Source organism: Methylobacterium sp. Leaf123, from assembly GCF_001423405.1.
GTDB lineage: Bacteria > Pseudomonadota > Alphaproteobacteria > Rhizobiales > Beijerinckiaceae > Methylobacterium.
The window spans coordinates 104,584-122,122 of sequence record NZ_LMNS01000002.1 but is presented as its reverse complement, the minus strand read 5'-3'; the positions used below and the strand labels follow the sequence as shown (position 1 = coordinate 122,122).

General features: G+C 68.8%; 20 protein-coding genes. 5 read left to right on the top strand and 15 right to left on the bottom strand.

The features are described 5' to 3' along the window. Positions 1 to 41 precede the first annotated feature (41 nt). Entirely contained in the window at positions 42 to 1,085 is a 1,044-nt protein-coding gene (gene cydB / locus ASF53_RS04115) for a cytochrome d ubiquinol oxidase subunit II (RefSeq protein ID WP_056194274.1), read from the bottom strand. A 146-nt stretch (positions 1,086 to 1,231) separates the two neighbouring features. Beyond that, positions 1,232 to 1,564, bottom strand: a complete 333-nt coding sequence (locus ASF53_RS04110) for a hypothetical protein (protein WP_056194401.1) — start codon at positions 1,562 to 1,564, stop codon at positions 1,232 to 1,234. 380 nt (positions 1,565 to 1,944) lie between these two features. Here ASF53_RS04110 and ASF53_RS04105 point away from each other — a divergent pair, with 380 nt between their 5' ends. The 3 genes from ASF53_RS04105 to ASF53_RS04095 all read left to right on the top strand — a co-directional run bounded on the left by ASF53_RS04105 (position 1,945) and on the right by ASF53_RS04095 (position 5,092). Further along, positions 1,945 to 3,882 carry a sensor histidine kinase gene (locus ASF53_RS04105; RefSeq protein ID WP_056194397.1) on the top strand — a complete coding sequence of 646 codons (1,938 nt, stop codon included), beginning with the start codon at positions 1,945 to 1,947 and terminating at the stop codon, positions 3,880 to 3,882. A 43-nt stretch (positions 3,883 to 3,925) separates the two neighbouring features. Continuing rightward, positions 3,926 to 4,681 (top strand): peptidoglycan-binding domain-containing protein, encoded by a 756-nt coding sequence (locus ASF53_RS04100; RefSeq protein ID WP_056194271.1) that lies wholly within the window; start codon positions 3,926 to 3,928, stop codon positions 4,679 to 4,681. Between the two features lie 69 nt (positions 4,682 to 4,750). After that, a complete protein-coding gene (locus ASF53_RS04095; protein ID WP_056194393.1) occupies positions 4,751 to 5,092 on the top strand; it encodes a DUF1491 family protein in 342 nt (113 codons plus the stop codon). A gap of 15 nt (positions 5,093 to 5,107) precedes the next feature. Here the strand turns inward: ASF53_RS04095 and ASF53_RS04090 are convergent, their stop codons facing one another. Together ASF53_RS04090 and ASF53_RS04085 are read right to left on the bottom strand one after the other, a co-directional pair. Next, the gene (locus tag ASF53_RS04090) at positions 5,108 to 6,094 is read right to left on the bottom strand and encodes a hypothetical protein (RefSeq protein ID WP_056194268.1); all 987 of its coding nucleotides are present in this window, start codon (positions 6,092 to 6,094) and stop codon (positions 5,108 to 5,110) included. A gap of 101 nt (positions 6,095 to 6,195) precedes the next feature. Beyond that, positions 6,196 to 7,089 (bottom strand): dihydrodipicolinate synthase family protein, encoded by an 894-nt coding sequence (locus ASF53_RS04085; protein ID WP_056194264.1) that lies wholly within the window; start codon positions 7,087 to 7,089, stop codon positions 6,196 to 6,198. 183 nt (positions 7,090 to 7,272) lie between these two features. Between ASF53_RS04085 and ASF53_RS04080 the strand changes: the two genes are divergently transcribed. Next, positions 7,273 to 7,587 (top strand): hypothetical protein, encoded by a 315-nt coding sequence (locus tag ASF53_RS04080; RefSeq protein WP_056194261.1) that lies wholly within the window; start codon positions 7,273 to 7,275, stop codon positions 7,585 to 7,587. Between the two features lie 6 nt (positions 7,588 to 7,593). On the opposite strand, the gene ASF53_RS04075 is transcribed toward ASF53_RS04080, so the two are convergent. The 6 genes from ASF53_RS04075 to flhA form a co-directional block, all read right to left on the bottom strand. Beyond that, complete coding sequence (locus tag ASF53_RS04075) at positions 7,594 to 8,040, bottom strand: hypothetical protein (RefSeq protein ID WP_003604063.1); 447 nt, start codon at positions 8,038 to 8,040, stop codon at positions 7,594 to 7,596. 3 nt (positions 8,041 to 8,043) lie between these two features. Continuing rightward, the gene (locus ASF53_RS04070; RefSeq protein ID WP_056194258.1) at positions 8,044 to 8,376 is read right to left on the bottom strand and encodes a hypothetical protein; all 333 of its coding nucleotides are present in this window, start codon (positions 8,374 to 8,376) and stop codon (positions 8,044 to 8,046) included. Between the two features lie 5 nt (positions 8,377 to 8,381). After that, on the bottom strand, positions 8,382 to 8,852 hold the full coding sequence (locus ASF53_RS04065) for a rod-binding protein (protein WP_056194254.1): 471 nt from the start codon (positions 8,850 to 8,852) through the stop codon (positions 8,382 to 8,384). A gap of 75 nt (positions 8,853 to 8,927) precedes the next feature. Next, entirely contained in the window at positions 8,928 to 9,338 is a 411-nt protein-coding gene (locus tag ASF53_RS04060; protein ID WP_056194252.1) for a hypothetical protein, read from the bottom strand. Positions 9,339 to 9,357: 19 nt separating this feature from the next. Then, positions 9,358 to 10,128 carry a flagellar biosynthesis protein FliR gene (fliR, locus tag ASF53_RS04055; protein WP_056194249.1) on the bottom strand — a complete coding sequence of 257 codons (771 nt, stop codon included), beginning with the start codon at positions 10,126 to 10,128 and terminating at the stop codon, positions 9,358 to 9,360. Next, a complete protein-coding gene (flhA, locus tag ASF53_RS04050) occupies positions 10,125 to 12,206 on the bottom strand; it encodes a flagellar biosynthesis protein FlhA (protein ID WP_056194246.1) in 2,082 nt (693 codons plus the stop codon). Before flhA ends, fliR begins: the two co-directional genes overlap by 4 nt. A gap of 282 nt (positions 12,207 to 12,488) precedes the next feature. Between flhA and ASF53_RS04045 the strand changes: the two genes are divergently transcribed. After that, on the top strand, positions 12,489 to 14,186 hold the full coding sequence (locus ASF53_RS04045) for a methyl-accepting chemotaxis protein (RefSeq protein WP_056194243.1): 1,698 nt from the start codon (positions 12,489 to 12,491) through the stop codon (positions 14,184 to 14,186). Positions 14,187 to 14,707: 521 nt separating this feature from the next. Here the strand turns inward: ASF53_RS04045 and fliQ are convergent. The 5 genes from fliQ to ASF53_RS04020 all read right to left on the bottom strand — a co-directional run bounded on the left by fliQ (position 14,708) and on the right by ASF53_RS04020 (position 17,533). Further along, positions 14,708 to 14,974, bottom strand: coding sequence for a flagellar biosynthesis protein FliQ (gene fliQ, locus ASF53_RS04040; protein ID WP_056194240.1), 267 nt, complete (start codon positions 14,972 to 14,974; stop codon positions 14,708 to 14,710). Positions 14,975 to 15,142: 168 nt separating this feature from the next. Then, the gene (flgD, locus tag ASF53_RS04035) at positions 15,143 to 15,550 is read right to left on the bottom strand and encodes a flagellar hook assembly protein FlgD (RefSeq protein WP_056194238.1); all 408 of its coding nucleotides are present in this window, start codon (positions 15,548 to 15,550) and stop codon (positions 15,143 to 15,145) included. 6 nt (positions 15,551 to 15,556) lie between these two features. Then, positions 15,557 to 16,042 carry a flagellar biosynthesis repressor FlbT gene (gene flbT / locus ASF53_RS04030; protein WP_502690552.1) on the bottom strand — a complete coding sequence of 162 codons (486 nt, stop codon included), beginning with the start codon at positions 16,040 to 16,042 and terminating at the stop codon, positions 15,557 to 15,559. 46 nt (positions 16,043 to 16,088) lie between these two features. Next, positions 16,089 to 16,439: a flagellar biosynthesis regulator FlaF gene (gene flaF / locus ASF53_RS04025; protein WP_056194231.1), complete on the bottom strand. Its 351-nt coding sequence runs from the start codon at positions 16,437 to 16,439 to the stop codon at positions 16,089 to 16,091. Between the two features lie 41 nt (positions 16,440 to 16,480). Then, positions 16,481 to 17,533 (bottom strand): flagellar hook-associated family protein, encoded by a 1,053-nt coding sequence (locus ASF53_RS04020; RefSeq protein WP_056194229.1) that lies wholly within the window; start codon positions 17,531 to 17,533, stop codon positions 16,481 to 16,483. Positions 17,534 to 17,539 lie beyond the last annotated feature (6 nt).

Here is a 17,539-nt window from a genome sequence, read left to right as displayed (position 1 = left end):
CAGGCCGTAGAGGGCGGCGAACCAGAGGATGCGGCGGGCGCTCAATGGTAGCTCGCCGCGTTCGGATTCTCCTCGATCTTCCCCCGGAAGACCCAGTAGGCATAGGCCGTGTAGGCGAGCGTCAGCGGCATCACCACCGCGTAGCCGACCAGGGCGAATTGCAGCGCCGAGGTCGCGTTGGCCGCCTGCCAGATCGTGAGCTTGGGCGGCACGATGTAGGGGAACAGGCTGATCGCCAGCCCGAGGAAGCCGAGCAGGAACAGGGCGATCGAGAGAAGGAACGGCGCGACATCGCGCCCGTCCTCGATCGCCTTCCAGATCCGCCAGCAGACGAAGGCCGTCAGCAGCGGCACGGGCGCCACGAACAGCACGTTCGGCCAGGAGAACCAGCGCCACTGGATATGCAGCCCGAGGAACGGCACCCAGGCGCTGACGACCGCCATCGAGAGGACGGTGCCGATCAGGAACTGCCGGGCCTTGATCCGCGACCAGATTTCCAGCTCGCCCGAAGTCTTCATCACGCACCACGTCGCGCCGAGCAGCCCGTAACCGCAGACGAGGCCGATGCCGGTCATGACGCTGAAGGGGGTGAGCCAGTCGAGCGTGCCGCCGGAGAATCCCCTTCCCTCGGTCTGGAAGCCCTGGACGAAGGCGCCGAGCACCATGCCCTGAGCAAAGGTGGCGATCAGCGAGCCGTAGTGGAACGCGTTGTCCCACACCACCTGCGAGCGCTCGGCCTTGAAGCGGAATTCGAAGGCGACGCCGCGGAAGATCAGCGCGATCAGCATCAGGATGATCGGCAGGTAGAGCGCCGGCAGCAGGATCGCGTAGGCGACCGAGAAGACCGCGAACAGCCCGCCGCCGCCGAGCACGAGCCAGGTCTCGTTGCCGTCCCAGATCGGCGCCACCGAGAGCATCATCCGGTCGCGCCAGTTGCCGGGCCGCGCGGCGGTGAAGAGGATGCCGACGCCGAGGTCGAATCCGTCGATGACGACGTACATCGCCACCGCGAGCGCCAGCAGGCCGGCCCAGACCAGCGGCAGCCAGAAGGCCAAACCCTCGTATTCGCTTCCGAAGCCGAACATCCGCGTTCCCTCCCGGCCGATGCCACCGGTGCGTGACACGAGCACCGCGTGAGTGTCGGTCACAAAAAGCCCGCTGCGCCGCCCTGCTCAGAGAGGAGCGGCGGTCAGGCGTTTTGCGAGGCCCTCACATCAGGCCAGAACCGCGCTCAGGGGGAAGTTGCTCCCCGCCAGGGCGGTTGTCGATCGCTGGCGGACAGAGTGTCGGCGGAAGGCGGGGGCGGCGCGATCCGTCCGCCGACCTGGCGGATGAGGGCGTTCGCCCCGGTCCGCGCCATGTCCTCGCGTGCCTCGGGCGGCAGGGCGTTCACGGCCTCCACCAGCGCGCCGATGCCGCCCGTGGTCAGGTGATCCATCACATTACCCGTCGCGATCCCCGCCCCGGCGACGTGCGGCCGGGCCGGATCGGGGCCGCCCTGGCGCTGAAGCGCGAGATAGGAGAGGGCGCCGATCACGAGGGCGGCGCGCAGAAGAAACGACATCGATCCGGTTCCGAAAGGCGCTGCTTTGCCGGCACGCGGCCGGCGGAGGTCGATCACCTGATCCTGCCATCCCCGCGGCACCGCCGGATGAACCCGAGGAGTCGAAAACGCCGACGTGGTGAACGAAGTGTTTTTCGTACCAACACGCCCCTCCCGGACCCCTGTTTACCCTCTGTGAAGCGGTTCGCCGGCCCTGCCCGGGGATTGTGAAAAGCGGGTATCGGCGCCTCCGCCGGGGTCCGTCGCCGCCGCGGTCGGCGGCAAGTGAGCGACCCTTTTCATCCTCGCTTAAACCGCCTCTGCGACGGTTTGCTCGAGATCGTAACGAGCAGTCGAGGGGCGCAAGACACCCGTGTACCGGGTCAAGGCTTGCGTTGTGCGTGGTGGTGTTGCGTAAAGACGGTGCCCTTGCCTCCCTGTTCGATTCCCGCCTGGCCGGGCTGGTCCATGCGTCTGCGCTGGGCGAGCCGGGCGTGCGCTTCCGCCATGAGCGGTTCCTGATCTCGCGGCTCGCCACCGGCGCCGTGATGTTGGCGGGCCTGCCGCCCTACCTCGTCTGGCGCGGTGTCCCGAGCGGCCTAGAGGCGATCGCCATCGCCAGCCTGTTCCTGCCGCTGCTAGCCGCCGTGATCCTGTCGCGCACCGGCTCGCTCTGGGTCGCCCATGCCCTGTCCTCGCTCGGCCTGACCGGCATCGTCGTCTGCCTCGCCGCGCTGACCGGCGGCGCGAGTTCGGCCGCGGCCATCTGGCTCGTGGCGGTGCCGCTGGAGGCGATGATCTCCGGTTCGCGCCGGGCGACGATCGCCGCGTCCGTCATCGCCGTCCTCGGCGCCTTCGCGATTGCGCTGAGCGGCTACCTGCCGGTCGGCGCCCTCGCGCTCGATTGGCCCAACGCGGTCGTCATGCCGGTCTTTGCCGTGACCGCCATCGGCCACATCGCGGCCCAAGCGATGGAGCACATGCGCCGCGAGGGCGAGTGGCGCGCCCGGATGCAGGACAACGAAGCCCGCGACCGCCTGCTGCTCTCGGCCATCGACGACCTCGTGACCTGGCACGACGCCAATGGCCGGGTGCTGGAGGCGAGCGGCTCGGCCGCCCGCTTCGTCGGCGCCGAGGCGAGCCGCCTGCGCGGCCATGGCCTGCTCGACCGGGTGCATATCGGCGACCGTCCGGCCCTGCTCCAGGCCATCAGCGACGTCGCCGCCTACGGCACGCCGGCCACTGTACCGTTCCGCCTGCATCTCGACGTCCCGCGCGGCGACGGCAGCCGCACGATCTTCGCCGAGATGCGCGCCCACCGGATCGAGGCGGGGCTCGCGGGTGCCAACGGCTCGACGGTCGTCGCCGTGACCCGCGACGTCTCGGAGCATCGCCGCCACGCGCAGGAACTCGACCGCGCCCGCGCCGAGGCCGAGCGCGCCGACGAGGTGAAGACCCACTTCCTCGCCACCGTTAGCCACGAGCTGCGCACCCCGCTCAACGCCATCATCGGCTTCTCGGACGTTCTGGGCGGGGAGGGCGCGGTGAGCCTCTCGCCGGAGCGGTCGCGGGAATATGCCGGCATCATCGCCCAGTCCGGGCGCCACCTGCTCGACGTGGTGAACACGCTGCTCGACATCTCGCGCATCCGCGGCGGGCATTTCGACTTCCAGCCGGAGCCGGTCGATGTCGAGGCGCTGATCCGTGCCTGCTGCGACCTGATGCGGCTCAAGGCCGATGCCTCGGGCATCACCCTGACCAGCGCGCCCGTGCCCGCCGGCTGCGCCCTCGTGGCCGATGCCCGCGCCTGCCGCCAGATGCTCATCAACCTGATCTCGAATGCCGTGAAGTTCACGCCGCGCGGCGGGCGGGTGGAGGTGATGGTGCGCCGGGGCGGGGCCTATCTCGACATCGTGGTGAGCGACGACGGCATCGGCATCACCGAGGCCGACCTGCCGCGGCTCGGCGACCCCTTCTTCCAGGTCGGCGGCGGCTACGGGCGCACCCACGAGGGCACCGGGCTCGGCCTCTCGGTGGTGCGCGGCCTTGCCGGGCTGCATGGCGGCGCCGTCTCCGTCGAGAGCGCGCCGGGCAAGGGCACCGCCGTCACCGTGACCCTGCCGCTCGATTGCAGCCGCGCCAAAACCGGCACGGCCGGCGCGCGGGACGGCTCGGTAAGCGGTGCGAAGGCTGCCGCCCCGGCTCAGCCGGCCCCGATCCGGACCTCGGTGCGAGTCGCCGCGATGCCGGAGCCGGCGCCTGAGCCGATCCGTCGGCCGGCCGGCCTGTTCGATCCCGCCCCGCTCTCGACCAACCCGCCGATGCGCCGCGCCGGATGAGCGATCCGAGCGAGGCACCATTTCCACGTAAAGGAGCGAATTGATGCGCGAGCCGCCCGCCCGACGGGACCAGCGCGAGATCGTCGTCCCCGGTGACATGCGCGTCGCCCGAAGCCCGGCCAAATCCGCCCCGCGCCGCAAGCCCGCCCCCCGCGGGCCTGCGGCGTCCGGCTGGAAGGCCGCTGTCCTGTCCGCGGCGACGGGGGCCGGGCAGGTCTGCCGGCGCTATCCCGGCGGCGTGGTCGGAACGTTCCTCGGGGTCGGCGCGGCGGTCTATGTCTGCGTCAATGCCATGGGCCTCCAGGCCGGGCCGCACCCGGCTCCGATCCTGCCGACCGTCGAGCCGAAGCCCGTGGCCGCCGCGCGGCCCGCAGCGCCACCAGCCCGGGAGGTGCGCGCCATCGAGACGCCGAAGCCCGCCCCCGTGCGGGAGGTGCCGGTGCCCGCCCGCGACAGCATCGCCGACATGATCCGCTCCGGCGAGACGACCGCTTCGGTCACGCCCAAGGCTGAGCGCAAGCCCGCACCCAAGCCCGCCGCGAATGAACCGAAGGTCGAGGCGAAGACGGAGGCCGGCAAGTCCGAGGGGCCGAAGCCGGACCCGACCGTGATCCGGGCCCAGCGCGCCTTGGCCAAGCTCGGCTACGGTCCGCTCAAGGATGACGGCCTGATGGGGCCCGGCACCAAGACGGCGATCGAGAAGTTCGAGCGCGACCGCAAGATGCCGGTGAAGGGCGAGGCGACCGGGCCGACCCTGCGCGCCCTGACCCGCGAGATGACCGCCAAGGCGGGCGGGTAAAGCGCGCCGGCACTGATGCTATGCCGCCGCGCCATCGACGCGGCGGCCATCGGCGCCTATGAACCGGGCATGCCACGCCTTCGCTCGGATTTCTGGGTCTCCGCGCATCTGCGCCGCCTCAACGGCGAGAACATTCCCGCCGTGCAGCGCCGCCGCGGTTCGGCGGAGGCGGGGGCGATTTTCGTCAAGATCGACCGGCTCGACGGCACTGCCGACCTCTACGGCCCGGCGCCGCAGGCGTTGATCGAAGCGGATGACGACGGCGATCGCCGCTTCACGCCGATCCTCACCGCCGCCCCGTCCCCGGATGTCGAGGAACGCCTCACGCGGGAGATCCGCTTCGATTCCGATCTCTGGATCGTCGAGATCGACGACCGCGAGGGCCGGCACGGCCTTCCGCTCGCGGAGTAGCGCTCAAGCGCGGCGTCAGCTCGTCCGGCGCAGGCGCATCGGCAGCACCGTGCGCAGGCGCTCGGCCGCCGTGCTGCCGCGCTTGGATTCGGGGCCGTGCAGCGGCTGGTGCTCGCCCGCGGCGCGCTCCATCACGGGCACGCCGAAGATCGCGCAGAGCAGGTCGCGGGCGGTGGCCCGGCTCGTCTCGCGAAACAGCGTGACGAGGGAAAACACCCGATCGACCGAGCGCGCGACGCTGTCGTTGAGGGTAAGGAAGACGAAGACCGCTTCGCCCTCGCGCAGATCCGCCGCGCGCAGCGCAAGCGTCAGCAGGTCGTAGCGGGCCACCGGATCGACGGCGGCGCCGAGATAGTTCGGCGGCAGCCCGAGCCCTTGGCCGAGCGCCGTGATGAAGGCCGGCACGTCGCGGGCATGGGAATGCTCGACGAGGCGCGTCGCGAGGGCGCGGGGGGCCGGCGGGCAGGGGCGCAGGGCGGCGGTGGCCTCGACGGCCTGGGTGATCGCGCTGCGCTGCTCCGGACCGGCATAGAGCCAGAGCGGCGCGAGGTCGGCGGGCGGGATGTCGGGCCGGGCGAGCAGGATCTGGGCGAGATCCGCGTCGGTCCGGGCGCGGGTGAGCAGGCGGTCCAGCACGCGGGTGCCGATCAGCGCGCCGGGATTTTCGGCGAGCGCCCGGTCGGCCTCCGCTTCCGTTTCGGGCTCGGGAGGGAGCGCGATGGGGAAGCCGCGGGCTTCGAGCGCGGCGCGCACGTTGGCCGGGACATCGGGGCATCCCTTGAGCTTCTCGGCGACGACGCGCGCCGTTTCCTCGTCCACCGTCGGGATCAGGCCCGCGGCGAGGGATTCGAACTCCCTGAGGATCGCCCGGTCATGGACCGGAGCGGCCAGGAACAGGTCGGTCTGCACCCGCAGAATCACGGGTTTCAGGTCCAGCGCGGGATCGCGCGAGAGCTCGATGAGGCCGGACAGGTCCGGCGCGCCGGCGACCGATGGGGGCATGGCACTCGATTACGCAGAACTTACTCTGAGGGTGAGTCAAACAGTTCTGCGTGAATCGACCTTTAAGAACGCGGGAGCGCGAGTGTCCCGCAGCGGCCGGATCAGGCGAGCGCGAGCCGGTCGATGACCTCGGCCACCCGATTCCGGACAGGCTCGGGCAGCGGCAGGATCGGTCGGGGCGGATCGGTTCGGCACAGGCCGAGATGGCGGGCAGCCGCGTAAGTGACCCGCAGGCTTGAGAATTCCTTGAACAGATCCCAGAGCGGCTGCATCCGCGCGTGCAGGGCCCGCGCCCGCGCGACCTCACCGGCGCGTGCCGCCCGCAGGATCGCGAGGCAGGGTTCGGGAAACAGCCCGGCCGCGACGCTGTACCAAGCCTCGCCGCCCGCCAGCAGCGCTTCGGCCGCGTTCCAGTCGCCGCTGAAGCCGAGCCGGAACTCGGCCGGCACCGCCCGGCGCAGGGCGTCGAACTGGCCGGCCACCGTCTCGGAATCCGGCGCCGGGCTCTTGAGCGCGCGGATGCCGGGCACATGGGCCAGCCGCCCGACCAGCGAGGGCGTGAACCGGAAATGCGTGGTGCCGGGATTGTCGTAGATGCAGATCGGCAGGCCGCTGCCCGTGGCGACGGCGGAGAAATGCTCGAACACCTCCTCGTCGGTCAGCGGCGTGTAGGAGACGGCAGCCAGGAGCCCGGCGGCGGCACCCGCCGCCCGCGCGTCCTGCGCCAAGGCCACGGCCTCGTCGGTGCGCAAAGCTCCGATTCCGACGATGACCGGCACCCGGCCGCCGGCTTCCTCAAGAGCCACATCAAGCGCGCGGCGGCGCTCCGCGCGGGAGAGATAGGCGTAGGTGCCGGTGCTGCCGAGAAGCCCGATCGAATCCACCCCCGCAGCGGCGAGGGGCGCCACCAGCGCGCGCAACGCCGCCATATCCACGCATCCGTCGGGGGAGGCGGGGGTGATCGGGAAGGCGGAAAGGCCGGTAAAGCAGGTCATGGCGGCGGCAGGATGCGAGCAGGAATAGATGGGATCAACAGGAGTCTTGTCACCATTTTCCTGTGGTATCTATCCAACGACCACGCAGCGCTTGAAAGCCGGCCGGATATGGAGTGTCCAGCTCACGCTCCGCTTGAGCAGTTTTGAAGCGATTTCCAGAAATCTTGCGGACCACGGCTGAGAATGCGCATCGGGATCAATCTCAGGGGCGATCTTGCCAAGCTGAGCGTTCAGGAACTTAGCGACCGGATCGATCTCCTGTTTGCTGAACGTGCTGATGCGTCGAATTCAATTTCCGACTTGATGTCGATCGGAAACAAGACGCTCTATCAGAGTGGATGGGGGCTTCCGTTCGGGCGAGGCCTCATTCACGCAAGCCTAATCTATAAGATGACAGGATTCTTCTATGGTGGCTCTCACAAACGTAGCTTGGGTCGCCTGTACGTGATCGATTACGAGCTGAAGGATTTGATCGACGAATGCCGACGGCGCACCTGATCACAATCAGGAGCGCACCTCGCGCTTGGCGACGAAGTTCAGTTCGTCGACCAGCACGTCCTTCACCACATCGGAGCCGAGGCGCTCGTTCACCTTGGCGCGGATCTGGGCCAGCCGGCCGTTGATGTCGTAGCGGGCGAGCTTGCGGAAATCGATGGTGGTGTCGCCGTAGATCTGGCGGAAGGCCTCATCGACCACGAAGGCGTTGGGGGCGACGGGGAGCGTGTGCATCAGCTTGGCGTCGGCCGTGAAGACCAGCACGGCGATGACGTAGCCCTGCACCTTGCCCTCGGCGACCATCGGAATGTTGATGGGTGCAAGCTTCTGATATTGCAGCCCTTCGAGATAGGGCTCGGTCGATTTCGAGAAGAACCCGCCGCCGAAGGTCACCGCCGCGTAGCAGGAGGCGATGGTGACGGCGCAGATCCAGAGGCCCGAGACGAGGATGCGCATGGCTCAGTCGCGTCCCAGGCGCGCCGAATAGGTGCCGTCGGACTCTGCGGCCTGAAGGCTGGCCTGCAGCGTCTCGCCGACCTCCTCCACCGCCCGCAGATGCAGGGCGACGGCCTCCTGATTGCGGATCAGCTTGTCGCGCAGGCGCGCCAGCACGATCCCGGTTTCGGCATCGAGGGTCGCGACATCGAGGCCGCGGGCGAGGCGGGTGAGTTCGAGGAGGCTCCGGCTCTTGGCCCGGTTGACCGCATCGAGATCGAGGGCCGCATTGGCACCGAGCGCTTCGGTCTCGGCCTCGACGGTGGCCTCCAACCGCTTCAGGGATTCGAGCAGCATGGCGGTCAGACCTTGCTCGCGACGCCGGTGCCCGTGGGCGCCACCGGGGTGCTGGCGGGGCGGGCGGCGTTCAGCATGCGGGCGATGCCGATGCCGCCGGTCTGGGCGATCTGCTGGCCGAGCTGCTCGGCGAGCATCGACTTCCAGATGCCGCCGGCATTGCCCTTGCCGAAGACGTTCTCGGCCTTGGGCAGCATCGCCTCGACGAATTGCTGGATCACCTGCCCCTCGAACTTTCGGTAGGGGTCGGCAGAGCCGGTCCGGGCGGTCTCGTTCTTCAGGCCCGTCAGCGCCCCGTGGACGTCGAGGGGCATATGCGTGGTCAGGCCCGCCTCGCGCGCCGCGTCGTCGGCGGCGCTGGCGAAGGCGGCCGGGTCGCCGGGCTGCGACAGCTTGGCCGCAGCCTCCTGATAGCGGGCCGGATCGGCGGCGCGCGCCACATCCATCACGATGTCGGAAGGGGGGGTGATGCTCATCGCGCCGTCAAACCTTGATGCGGCGCGAACCGGGCGCACACCGCTGAGGATGGAGGGGAGTGTAGATCCGCTGGCTTACGGGAGGCTTGCATCGCGGCGCTGGGCGAGGCTGTCGAGCCGCTCCATCGCCTCGACCCGGTCGCGTTCCCGGTCGAGCAGCGTCTCGATCCGCTCGGCGCTCAGCTCCGCGCGCTTCTGCGCGAGGCCCTGCTCGCGCACCTCGTCCGCCTGGGACGCGGCGATCCGTTCGAGTTCGGTCGCCCGCGTGGCGAGCCCGCGCAGGCGGCGGTTGGCGGCTTCCAGGAACAGGTGACCGTGGGCCGAGGAGCCGACCGCGGCGAGCAAAGCCGCCCGATCCGCCTCGACCGCCTCGACATTGCGCCGGGTCTCGGCGAGCTGCCATTCGGCGGCGCGGCGCATCTGCTCCTGCACGGCGGTGAGGCGCTCGGCGCGCTTCAGGCGCTTGGCGATGTCGGCGGCGGACATGACGCTCAGCCCTTTCCTCTCAGCCTTTGCGAAGCCAGGCGACGTAGCCGGAGAGGAACTGCGTCATGAACTCGCTGGAGAGATAGTAGAGCAGCAGCAACGCACCGAACATCACGAAGGGCGTGGCGACGAAGTAGACGGGGATCGTCGGCGTGAGCTTGTTCACGAAGCCCGCCGCGAGGTTCACCGCCACCGCATAGATGATGAAGGGGGCGGCGATGCGCAGGGCGAGGGTGAAGGCCTCGCCGATCTGGTCGGTGATGCGCACCAGCGCGGTCTGCGTCCCGAAGCCCTCGCCCGGCGGGATGCGGCCGTAGGAATCGACGAGGCCGCGAAACAGCTCCCAGTGCAGGTCGGCGGCGAACATCAGCGCGACCGCGGCAAACACGATCAGCGATTCGACCGCGGGGATCGCTTCGGTCCCCTCGACCGGCGTGCCCGGCATCGAGCCGAAGCCGACCATGGTCGAGACCGCGTTCATCACGGTTTCCAGCACGAAGATGAAGATGCGCCCGAGCAGGCCGATGAGCAGCCCCGTGATCGTCTCGCTGGCGATCCATGTCAGCGTCTCGGTCGGCGTCTGGCCGGAGAGCTTGGTCTGGAACAGCGGCAGCAGGAGCGGCGTGACGGCGAGCGAGACGCCGCCGGCGATGAGGAGCCGCACCTGCGCCGGCACGCGCGGGCTGGAAAAGCCGGGCACGATCAGGAGGCAGCCGCCGATCCGGCAGAAGATCAGGAAGACGCCGAGGAAGGCCTCTCCGCCGAGCAGGCCGCCGAAGCCCGGAATCACGAGATGGTGCCCAACGATTTCAGCTCGACGCCGCGGGCGATCTCCAGATGCGAGAGCACAGGCAGGGTCGGGAAGATCCGCTCGATGATCATCCGCACATAGGGCCGGGCGTCGGGGGCGGTGACGAGGGCGAAGCCGTGGACCTGCCGCATCCGCTCGCGGATCGCCTCGCCGGCTTCCGTGCCGAACTGCTCCACGAGGCGCGGGTCGATGTCGAACTCGATGACCTCGCCCTTGGCATCGCGCTTCAGGCTCTGGTGGAAGGTGAGATCCCAGTTGGCGCCGAGCCGCAGCACGTGCAGCACCCCGTCCTCGGCCAGATCGCCGCAGATCTGCTGGGCGACGCGCATCCGGACATGTTCGGCGATCTGCTCGGCGCGGCGGGCATGGGGGCTGATCTCGGCCACCGCCTCCAGGATCAGATGCAGGTTGCGGATCGAGACGCGCTCGGAGAGCAGCAGCTTCAGCACCGCCTGCAGGCCCGAATGCGAGATCTGCGAGGGGCAGATCTCGTCGATCAGCCGCTTGTATTCGGGGTCGAGCCGGTCGAGCAGTGCCCGCATGTCCTTGTAGGACAGGAACTGGGGCAGGTTGTTGCGGATCACCTCGGAGAGGTGCGTGAGGAGGACGGAGGCGCCGTCGATCGCCTCGAAGCCGGAGCGGCGGATCTCGCCGGCATAGGCATCGACCACCCACAGCGCCTTCATGCCGAAGGCGGGCTCGCGCACCTCCTCGGACGGCACATCGGGGCGCGGCCCGTCGCCGACCACGACGAGCAACTCGCCGGGCCGCATCTCCTGCGTCGCGGCCACCGTGCCGTGGATGCGGATCTGGTAGGTCTTGGGCGGCAGGTTGAGGCTGTCGGTGAGCTTGATGTCGGGCACGACGAAGCCGTACTGGCGCGCGAACTTGCGGCGCATCTTGGCGACCCGGTGGTGCAGCTCGGCGTGGTTCCCCTGGATCTGCGCCGCGACCTGACGGCCGAGGCAGAGTTCGATCTCCGGCGTGCGCAGCTGCTCCTTGACCGATTCCTTGGTCTCGGCCTGCTTGCTCTCCTCCTCGCGCTTCACCTGGGCCGCCGCGGCGGCGGCGCGGGCCGCCTGGCGCTTCGGGATGGTGATCGCCACGAAACCCATCAGGCCCGCGAGGGTCACGAAGGGCAGGAACGGCAGGCCGGGGACGATGGCGAACATCAGCATCAGCGCGGCGGCGACGATCAGCGCACGCGGATAGGCGCTGAGCTGGCCGAGCACGGCTTCTTCCGCCGCGCCGCGGGTGCCGCCCTTCGAGACGAGGAGGCCGGCGGCCAGCGAGACGATCAGCGCCGGGATCTGCGAGACGAGGCCGTCGCCGACGGACAGCTTGACGAAGACGTCGGCGGCCTGACCCAGCGGCATGCCGTGGCGGGTGGTGCCGATGATGACGCCGCCGAACACGTTGACGGCGATGACGATGAGCGACGCCACCGCCTCGCCGCGCACGAATTTCGAGGCGCCGTCCATCGAGCCGAAGAACGCGCTCTCTTCTTCCAGCTCCCGGCGGCGGCGCTGCGCCTCCTTGTCGTCGATCAGCCCCGCATTGAGATCGGCGTCGATCGCCATCTGCTTGCCGGGGATGGCGTCGAGGGTGAAGCGGGCGCCCACCTCGGCGATACGGGTCGCGCCCTTGGTGATGACGAGGAAGTTGACCGTGATGAGGATCACGAAGACGACGATTCCGATGACGAAATCGCCGCTCATCACGAATTGCGAGAAGCCCTGGATGACGTGGCCGGCGGCGTCCACGCCCTTCTGGCCGTTGGCGAGGATCAACCGCGTCGTGGCGATGCCGAGCGCCAGCCGCAGCAGCGTCGCGATCAGCAGCACGGTGGGGAAGGCGGAGAATTCGAGCGGCTTCTGAATCCAGAGCGCCACCATCAGGATCAGCACCGAGAGCGCGATCGAGAAGGCGAGCCCGACATCGAGCAACACCGCCGGCACCGGCAGGAACAGCACCGCGAGGATCGCGACGATGCCCGCCGCAAACCCGAAGTCGCGCCGCGACCGCTTTTCCAGGACGAGCGCTTCGCTCACCGCCATGACGTGAACCGATTCCCTCAAGGTCGAGGCGGTTGTGGCGCGGCAAGCTTGCGTGGGGATGGGTGCCCGCGGGCAAAAGCGGGAAGCGGTCGCTCATCGGGTGAAGGGGGCCAAGCCCGTGTCATCGGACACGGCGCGGCGCGCCGGAACGGGTCTCCTGGCGACCCGACCGTCCTGCGGACAGGGTCCAGATCACGACAATTTCATCATTTGATAATGTCTGCTACGCCACTGTAGGGGGTGAGGATAGACTGGCTTATTCTAGAAATTGCGAGGCAACAAATGCAAGTTCTAAGAAATGCGAGAATCATCATCAAATCGTTCTTGCCGATTTTGATGACTGTATTTGTCTCTATTGCGATAATTTTTTATGCCCATGGGACGATATCGAGCGTCTCCGATCAGACAAAACGGATCGTCGATGTTCAGGTCAAGCGCCTGGAGGCGATGCTTTTGCTCAGGCATTATGCAAACGAGACTGCGATTTTGGTTCGGAACATCGTCATCGAGACGCGCCCAAAAGAGTTGGAAGTTTACAGGAAACGTTACGATGCGGCCGTTGCTTCGACATACGCTTTCGTCGAACAACTCAATGAGGTCGCCGAAACGCCAGAACGTCGCAAGGTCAACGAAGAGTTGCGCGATGCCGCTGCAGCCCTGTTTTCCGTCAACCAGCGCGTCCTTCAACTGGGGCTCAAGAACCAGAACGACGCGGCTACCGAAGTTTTGCTGACGGAAGCCGCGGTCTCCCGCGTCAAGCTCCGCGATGCCGTTCAGGGGCGTGTCAGGGTGCTGAGCGAGGAACTCGCCGCGGCGCGAAACGAGGCGGAGCGGGCTGCGAGCCGCTCGAGCACGATCCTCAGCATCGCCTCCGCTTTGGGCTTCCTGGCCGCCCTCGCGCTGGCCTCCGTCATCACCGTGTTCGGCATCACCCGGCCGCTGGCCGGCCTCGTCGCCGTGCTGCGGCGCATGGCGGAAGGGGATGTCGATGCGCCGATCCCCGAGGCCGCCCGCGGCGACGAGATCGGCGCGGTGGGTCGGGCGGTCGAAGGCATCAAGGCGATGGTGGCGCAGAAGGCGGCGGAGCAGACCGAAATGCGCCGTATCGCCGACGAGGCCGCCGCCGCCGAACGCCGCCGCACCATGATCGAACTCGCCGACGGCTTCGAGCGGGCGGTCGGCGACATCGTCGGTCGCGTCTCCTCTTCGGCGACCGAGCTTCAGGCGACCGCGCAGCAGATGTCCTCGACCGCCGACGAGACGGCGAACCAGTCGGGCACCGTCGCCGCGGCGGCGGAAGAGGCCGCGAGCAATGTCGGCACCGTGGCGGCGGCGGCGGAGGAACTCGGCGTCTCCGTCCAGGAGATCGGACGGCAGGTGCAGGGCTCCGCCGGGCTCGCGCAGGCCGCTGTCGCCGATGCGGATCAGACCGGTCAACTGGTGCGCGAACTCAGCCGGACCTCGGCCCGCATCGGCGACATGGTCAGCATGATCTCCAACATTGCCTCGCAGACGAACCTGCTCGCGCTCAATGCCACGATCGAGGCGGCGCGGGCGGGCGAGGCCGGGCGCGGCTTCGCCGTCGTGGCGACGGAGGTGAAGGAACTCGCCAGCCAGACCTCCCGCGCGACGGATGAGATTTCCAGCCAGATCGGCGAGATCCAGGGCGTGACGGAGCGGGCCGTCTCGGCGATCGGCTCGATCACCGGGCGCATCGGCGAGATCAACGCCGTCGCCGCGACCATCGCGGCGGCCGTCGAGCAACAGGGCGCGGCCACGCAGGAAATCGTGCGCAACGTGGCCCAAGCCTCCACCGGCACGACCGAGGTGACGCGCAACGTCGTCGGCCTCGCTCAGGCGTCCGACGAAGCGGGCGCGGCCGCGAGCCAGGTTCTGGTGGCGGCCTCCGAGCTGTCGCGCGAGTCGGAGTACCTCACCAGCGAGGTCGATCGCTTCCTGGCCACCGTCCGCGCGGCCTGATCCCCGCTGCGCAAAGCCACGGCACGAACCCGAAGCCCAAGGGGCGCGGAACGGCGATGTCGTTCCGCGCCCCTTGTCATGACCGGGGCAGCCATTCGAAACCGCCGCTCGTCACGAATGGCGAGACGCCCTGAATGACGTGAACCGATTCCCTCACGGTCGCGCCGGTTGGGGCGCGGCCAGCGTGTGCGGGGGGGCGCGGGAAAGGGCGGGTCGCGAGTGGGCGAGGGGCAGGCAGAAGCTCTTAACCGTGACTCTCGAAGCCGGCCGTCACCCGTCGCATGGCTGGGCGTCGAATCGGGTGCTGCCGTGGCCTGCTCTTGGTGTTAAGGTCTTCTGTGTCGAAGCTTTTGTCCTTCCCAAGGTCGAGGCTTTCGCGCGGGACCGGGCGGTCAAGTCTCGACAGCTTCCTCCGCCCGGTCCCAACCGTTCTCCCAAGGTCGAGCCGGTCCGTGTCGGCGCCCTGGCGCCGGATGCTTCGCTTCCCAGGCGGACCGCGTTTGCGAGACGGCGACCGCGTTTCAGAACCCGGTCGCGATCCGGCCGTAGGTCATCTCGGCGAACGCATAGATCTGTGCGCCGACGAAGGTGCCGGTCACCAGCATCACCAGCAGGATCGCGACGATCTTCGGGACGAAGGTGAGCGTCACCTCCTGGATCTGCGTCAGCGCCTGGAGCAGGGCGACCGCGATGCCCACCAGCATCGCCGCGCCGACGGAGGGCCCGGCGGCGACCAGCACCGTCCAGATCGCGGAGCGGACGAGTTCGAGGGCGTCGACCTCGTTCATGATCGGGTCTTCGCAGGGCGCATCATCGTTTCAGACAAGCCGGCCGCCACCTTTCGGGACGATGCCTAGAGCGCATTCCGACGAAGCGGTCGCCGGTTCGTCGAAAGAATGCGCGTCAAAACAAGGAGCTGGAGACGCCGGCCTGATGCCGTCAGGTCGGACACGGCTCTAGCTGATCGAGATGCCGGAGGCGAGCAGCATCTCGCGGCCGTCGGTGAGCTTGGCCATCACGCCGTCGCCGGTGACCCGCACCGACTGCACCGTGCCGGTCGTCAGGCCGTCGGCCGAGCTGAGGCTCCGCCCGATGATCGCGTCGGCCTGATTCAGGAAGCTCGAGGTGAGCAGCGAATCGAGCTTCTGGTTGGTCTTGGTGGCCTGCTCGACCTGCGAGAAGGTGGCGAGCTGGCCGACATATTCCGTCGAGTCCATCGGCTTCGTCGGATCCTGGTTCTGAAGCTGGGCCATCAGCAGCGTCAGGAAGGTGTCGGCATTCATCTTGGAGGCGACCGAGGTCGCCGCCTTCGCCGCCGCGGCGGTGGTCGTGCTGGTGCTCGTGCCGGTGCTGGGGATGTCCATGGACGTTCAGGCCTTGTCGGAGGAGAGGGCCGGCCGGGTCCGCGGCCGGCGGCGTGGGCCGGAGCGGGCGGATGGCACGAGGGCGGCGGGCGGCACCTCGGGGAGGGGCGCCAACGGGCCGAGCAGGGTGGCCTCCGTCGTGTAGAGGGCGCGAATGAGCTTCAGCGCCTCGAAGGCCCGGCCCGCCTCGACGAGGGCATGCGCCGCCGCCAGCCCGTCCCGGATCGCCGGTTCGGTCGTCACGGCGAGGATGCCCTCCTCGATCCGGGTGTAGAGCGACCGGGCCGGGCCGGCCTGGGCCGGAGCGATCAGCATGGTCTGCGCCGCGAAGTAGAGCTGGCGCAGGGGCGTCGTCGCCTCCTCCGCCTGGAGGACGTGGCCCTCCAGCAGGAAGGTCGCGTCGTTCATCAGTTCGAGCGCGACCTTGCGGTCGACGCGCACCACCGCGCCGTTGATGTAGACGCGCTCGCCCGCTTTCAGGCTCAGGTGCATGGTGCGGGCAGCGGCCCGTCCGGTGTCGCGCGTCATCGCCCGCCCCTTACTGCAATCCGTCGCGGATCGAGGTGTTGACCTCGATCAAGGCTGCGAGGCTGCGCTCGGGTGTGCTCAGCACTTCTCCGGCCTCGCGCATGTTCCACAGGCCGATGGCGACGAGGTCGGCGCGCAGGGCTTCGGGCAGAGCGTTTTCGGGGTCGAGCAGGTCGGCGATCAGCACGTTCCACAGATCCTGGATCGAGCCGACGGCGGCGCTCCGCGCCGGGCCGGCCGCAGCGCCCCGTGCTTCGGCCGTGCGGAGCTGGTTGAGCGCCCGGTCGAAGGCCTCGCGCTCGCGCTCGCGACCGAGGTCGGGCGCGTCTTCCATGATCTCGGCATAGGACAGGCGGTACATCGGGGCCGACGCTCCGTACTCGGTTTCAAAAAGGCGGGCGTTCAGGAGATGAAGTTGATCAGGCTGAGGCTGCGCAACTGCGCGGTCAGCCCATAAGACATCTGCATCTGGGTCGTGATGGCATCGACCCGGCTCTTGGCTTCGGCCGGATCGACGTTTTCCAGATCCCGGATCTGCCCGGTCAGCAGGCTGGTCTGCCGGGCCATGCGCGCATTCGCGTCCGTGATCTGGCTCTGGGTGCGGCCAAGATCGGCCTGCATCGTGGTGAGGCTTCCGCTGACTTGGCCCAGCAGGTCCATGACCTTGCCCGTCGCCACGTTCTGCGCCTCCTGCGAGAGGCCGGACAGGCCGAGCCCCGAGGCGATGACGTAGGCCATGCCGAGCTTGCGGAAGGGCTCGGCGTTGGCGCTCACGGAGGTGGTGACGGTCTCGGTGAGGGAGATCTGGCTGTCGAGGGTTCGGCTCGATGCGCCCGACCACGTCTGGCCCCACTTCACCTCCGTGAACAGGCCGGTGAGCGGCCCGTCGAGGAAGCCCTTGAGCTGGTTCGGGGTGATGGTGGACGCCGCCGAAGAGCCGGGCGCGAAGCCGAAGAAGTCCGAGAAGAGCTTATCGACCGCCGTCTTGGCGGCGGAGGTCGGGTTGCCCTCGTAGGATGTCAGCGGTGCCGTCCCACTGTTCGTGCCGGCGAACACGAACTGACCGCCCGTGCTGGTGTTGAGCGCGCCCGCCAGCGCTGCGAGGCGGCCGCGCGCGGCGTCCACGAGCGTCTTCGCCCGTTGGTCGGCGGGGAGCGCGGTCAGTTCGTTGAGCGTCGCGTCGGCGGAAGAGCGAATCTCGTTGAGCGCGCCCTGCGTCGCCGCGAGCCGGGACGTGGCCGCGGTGTTGCTCTGGGTCAGCGAGGCGAGCACGGCGCTCTGCCGCCGCAGGCTGAACGCCCCGGCGACACCGCCGCCGAGCGTCGCACCGACATCGGCGAAGCGGCCGGTGGCGATCTCCTTGGTCGCGTTGGCGAGTTCGCTCTGGAGCCGTGAGGCGCCGGTGCGCGGCGCGTTCCAGAGGTTGAGGCTTGAGATGAAGCCGGTCGTCATCATGGCCGT

Bases quoted from the DNA above. Each gene is read 5' to 3' on its own strand.
- ASF53_RS04080 (WP_056194261.1), top strand. From the start codon at position 7,273: ATGCGCATCGGGATCAATCTCAGGGGCGATCTTGCCAAGCTGAGCGTT.
- ASF53_RS04065 (WP_056194254.1), bottom strand. From the start codon at position 8,852: ATGAGCATCACCCCCCCTTCCGACATCGTGATGGATGTGGCGCGCGCC.
- ASF53_RS04100 (WP_056194271.1), top strand. From the start codon at position 3,926: ATGCGCGAGCCGCCCGCCCGACGGGACCAGCGCGAGATCGTCGTCCCC.
- ASF53_RS04085 (WP_056194264.1), bottom strand. From the start codon at position 7,089: ATGACCTGCTTTACCGGCCTTTCCGCCTTCCCGATCACCCCCGCCTCC.
- ASF53_RS04045 (WP_056194243.1), top strand. From the start codon at position 12,489: ATGCAAGTTCTAAGAAATGCGAGAATCATCATCAAATCGTTCTTGCCG.
- ASF53_RS04110 (WP_056194401.1), bottom strand. From the start codon at position 1,564: ATGTCGTTTCTTCTGCGCGCCGCCCTCGTGATCGGCGCCCTCTCCTAT.
- ASF53_RS04060 (WP_056194252.1), bottom strand. From the start codon at position 9,338: ATGTCCGCCGCCGACATCGCCAAGCGCCTGAAGCGCGCCGAGCGCCTC.
- ASF53_RS04090 (WP_056194268.1), bottom strand. From the start codon at position 6,094: ATGCCCCCATCGGTCGCCGGCGCGCCGGACCTGTCCGGCCTCATCGAG.
- ASF53_RS04075 (WP_003604063.1), bottom strand. From the start codon at position 8,040: ATGCGCATCCTCGTCTCGGGCCTCTGGATCTGCGCCGTCACCATCGCC.
- ASF53_RS04095 (WP_056194393.1), top strand. From the start codon at position 4,751: ATGCCACGCCTTCGCTCGGATTTCTGGGTCTCCGCGCATCTGCGCCGC.
- ASF53_RS04020 (WP_056194229.1), bottom strand. From the start codon at position 17,533: ATGATGACGACCGGCTTCATCTCAAGCCTCAACCTCTGGAACGCGCCG.
- fliQ (WP_056194240.1), bottom strand. From the start codon at position 14,974: ATGAACGAGGTCGACGCCCTCGAACTCGTCCGCTCCGCGATCTGGACG.
- flgD (WP_056194238.1), bottom strand. From the start codon at position 15,550: ATGGACATCCCCAGCACCGGCACGAGCACCAGCACGACCACCGCCGCG.
- ASF53_RS04070 (WP_056194258.1), bottom strand. From the start codon at position 8,376: ATGCTGCTCGAATCCCTGAAGCGGTTGGAGGCCACCGTCGAGGCCGAG.
- flaF (WP_056194231.1), bottom strand. From the start codon at position 16,439: ATGTACCGCCTGTCCTATGCCGAGATCATGGAAGACGCGCCCGACCTC.
- flhA (WP_056194246.1), bottom strand. From the start codon at position 12,206: ATGGCGGTGAGCGAAGCGCTCGTCCTGGAAAAGCGGTCGCGGCGCGAC.
- flbT (WP_502690552.1), bottom strand. From the start codon at position 16,042: ATGCACCTGAGCCTGAAAGCGGGCGAGCGCGTCTACATCAACGGCGCG.
- cydB (WP_056194274.1), bottom strand. From the start codon at position 1,085: ATGTTCGGCTTCGGAAGCGAATACGAGGGTTTGGCCTTCTGGCTGCCG.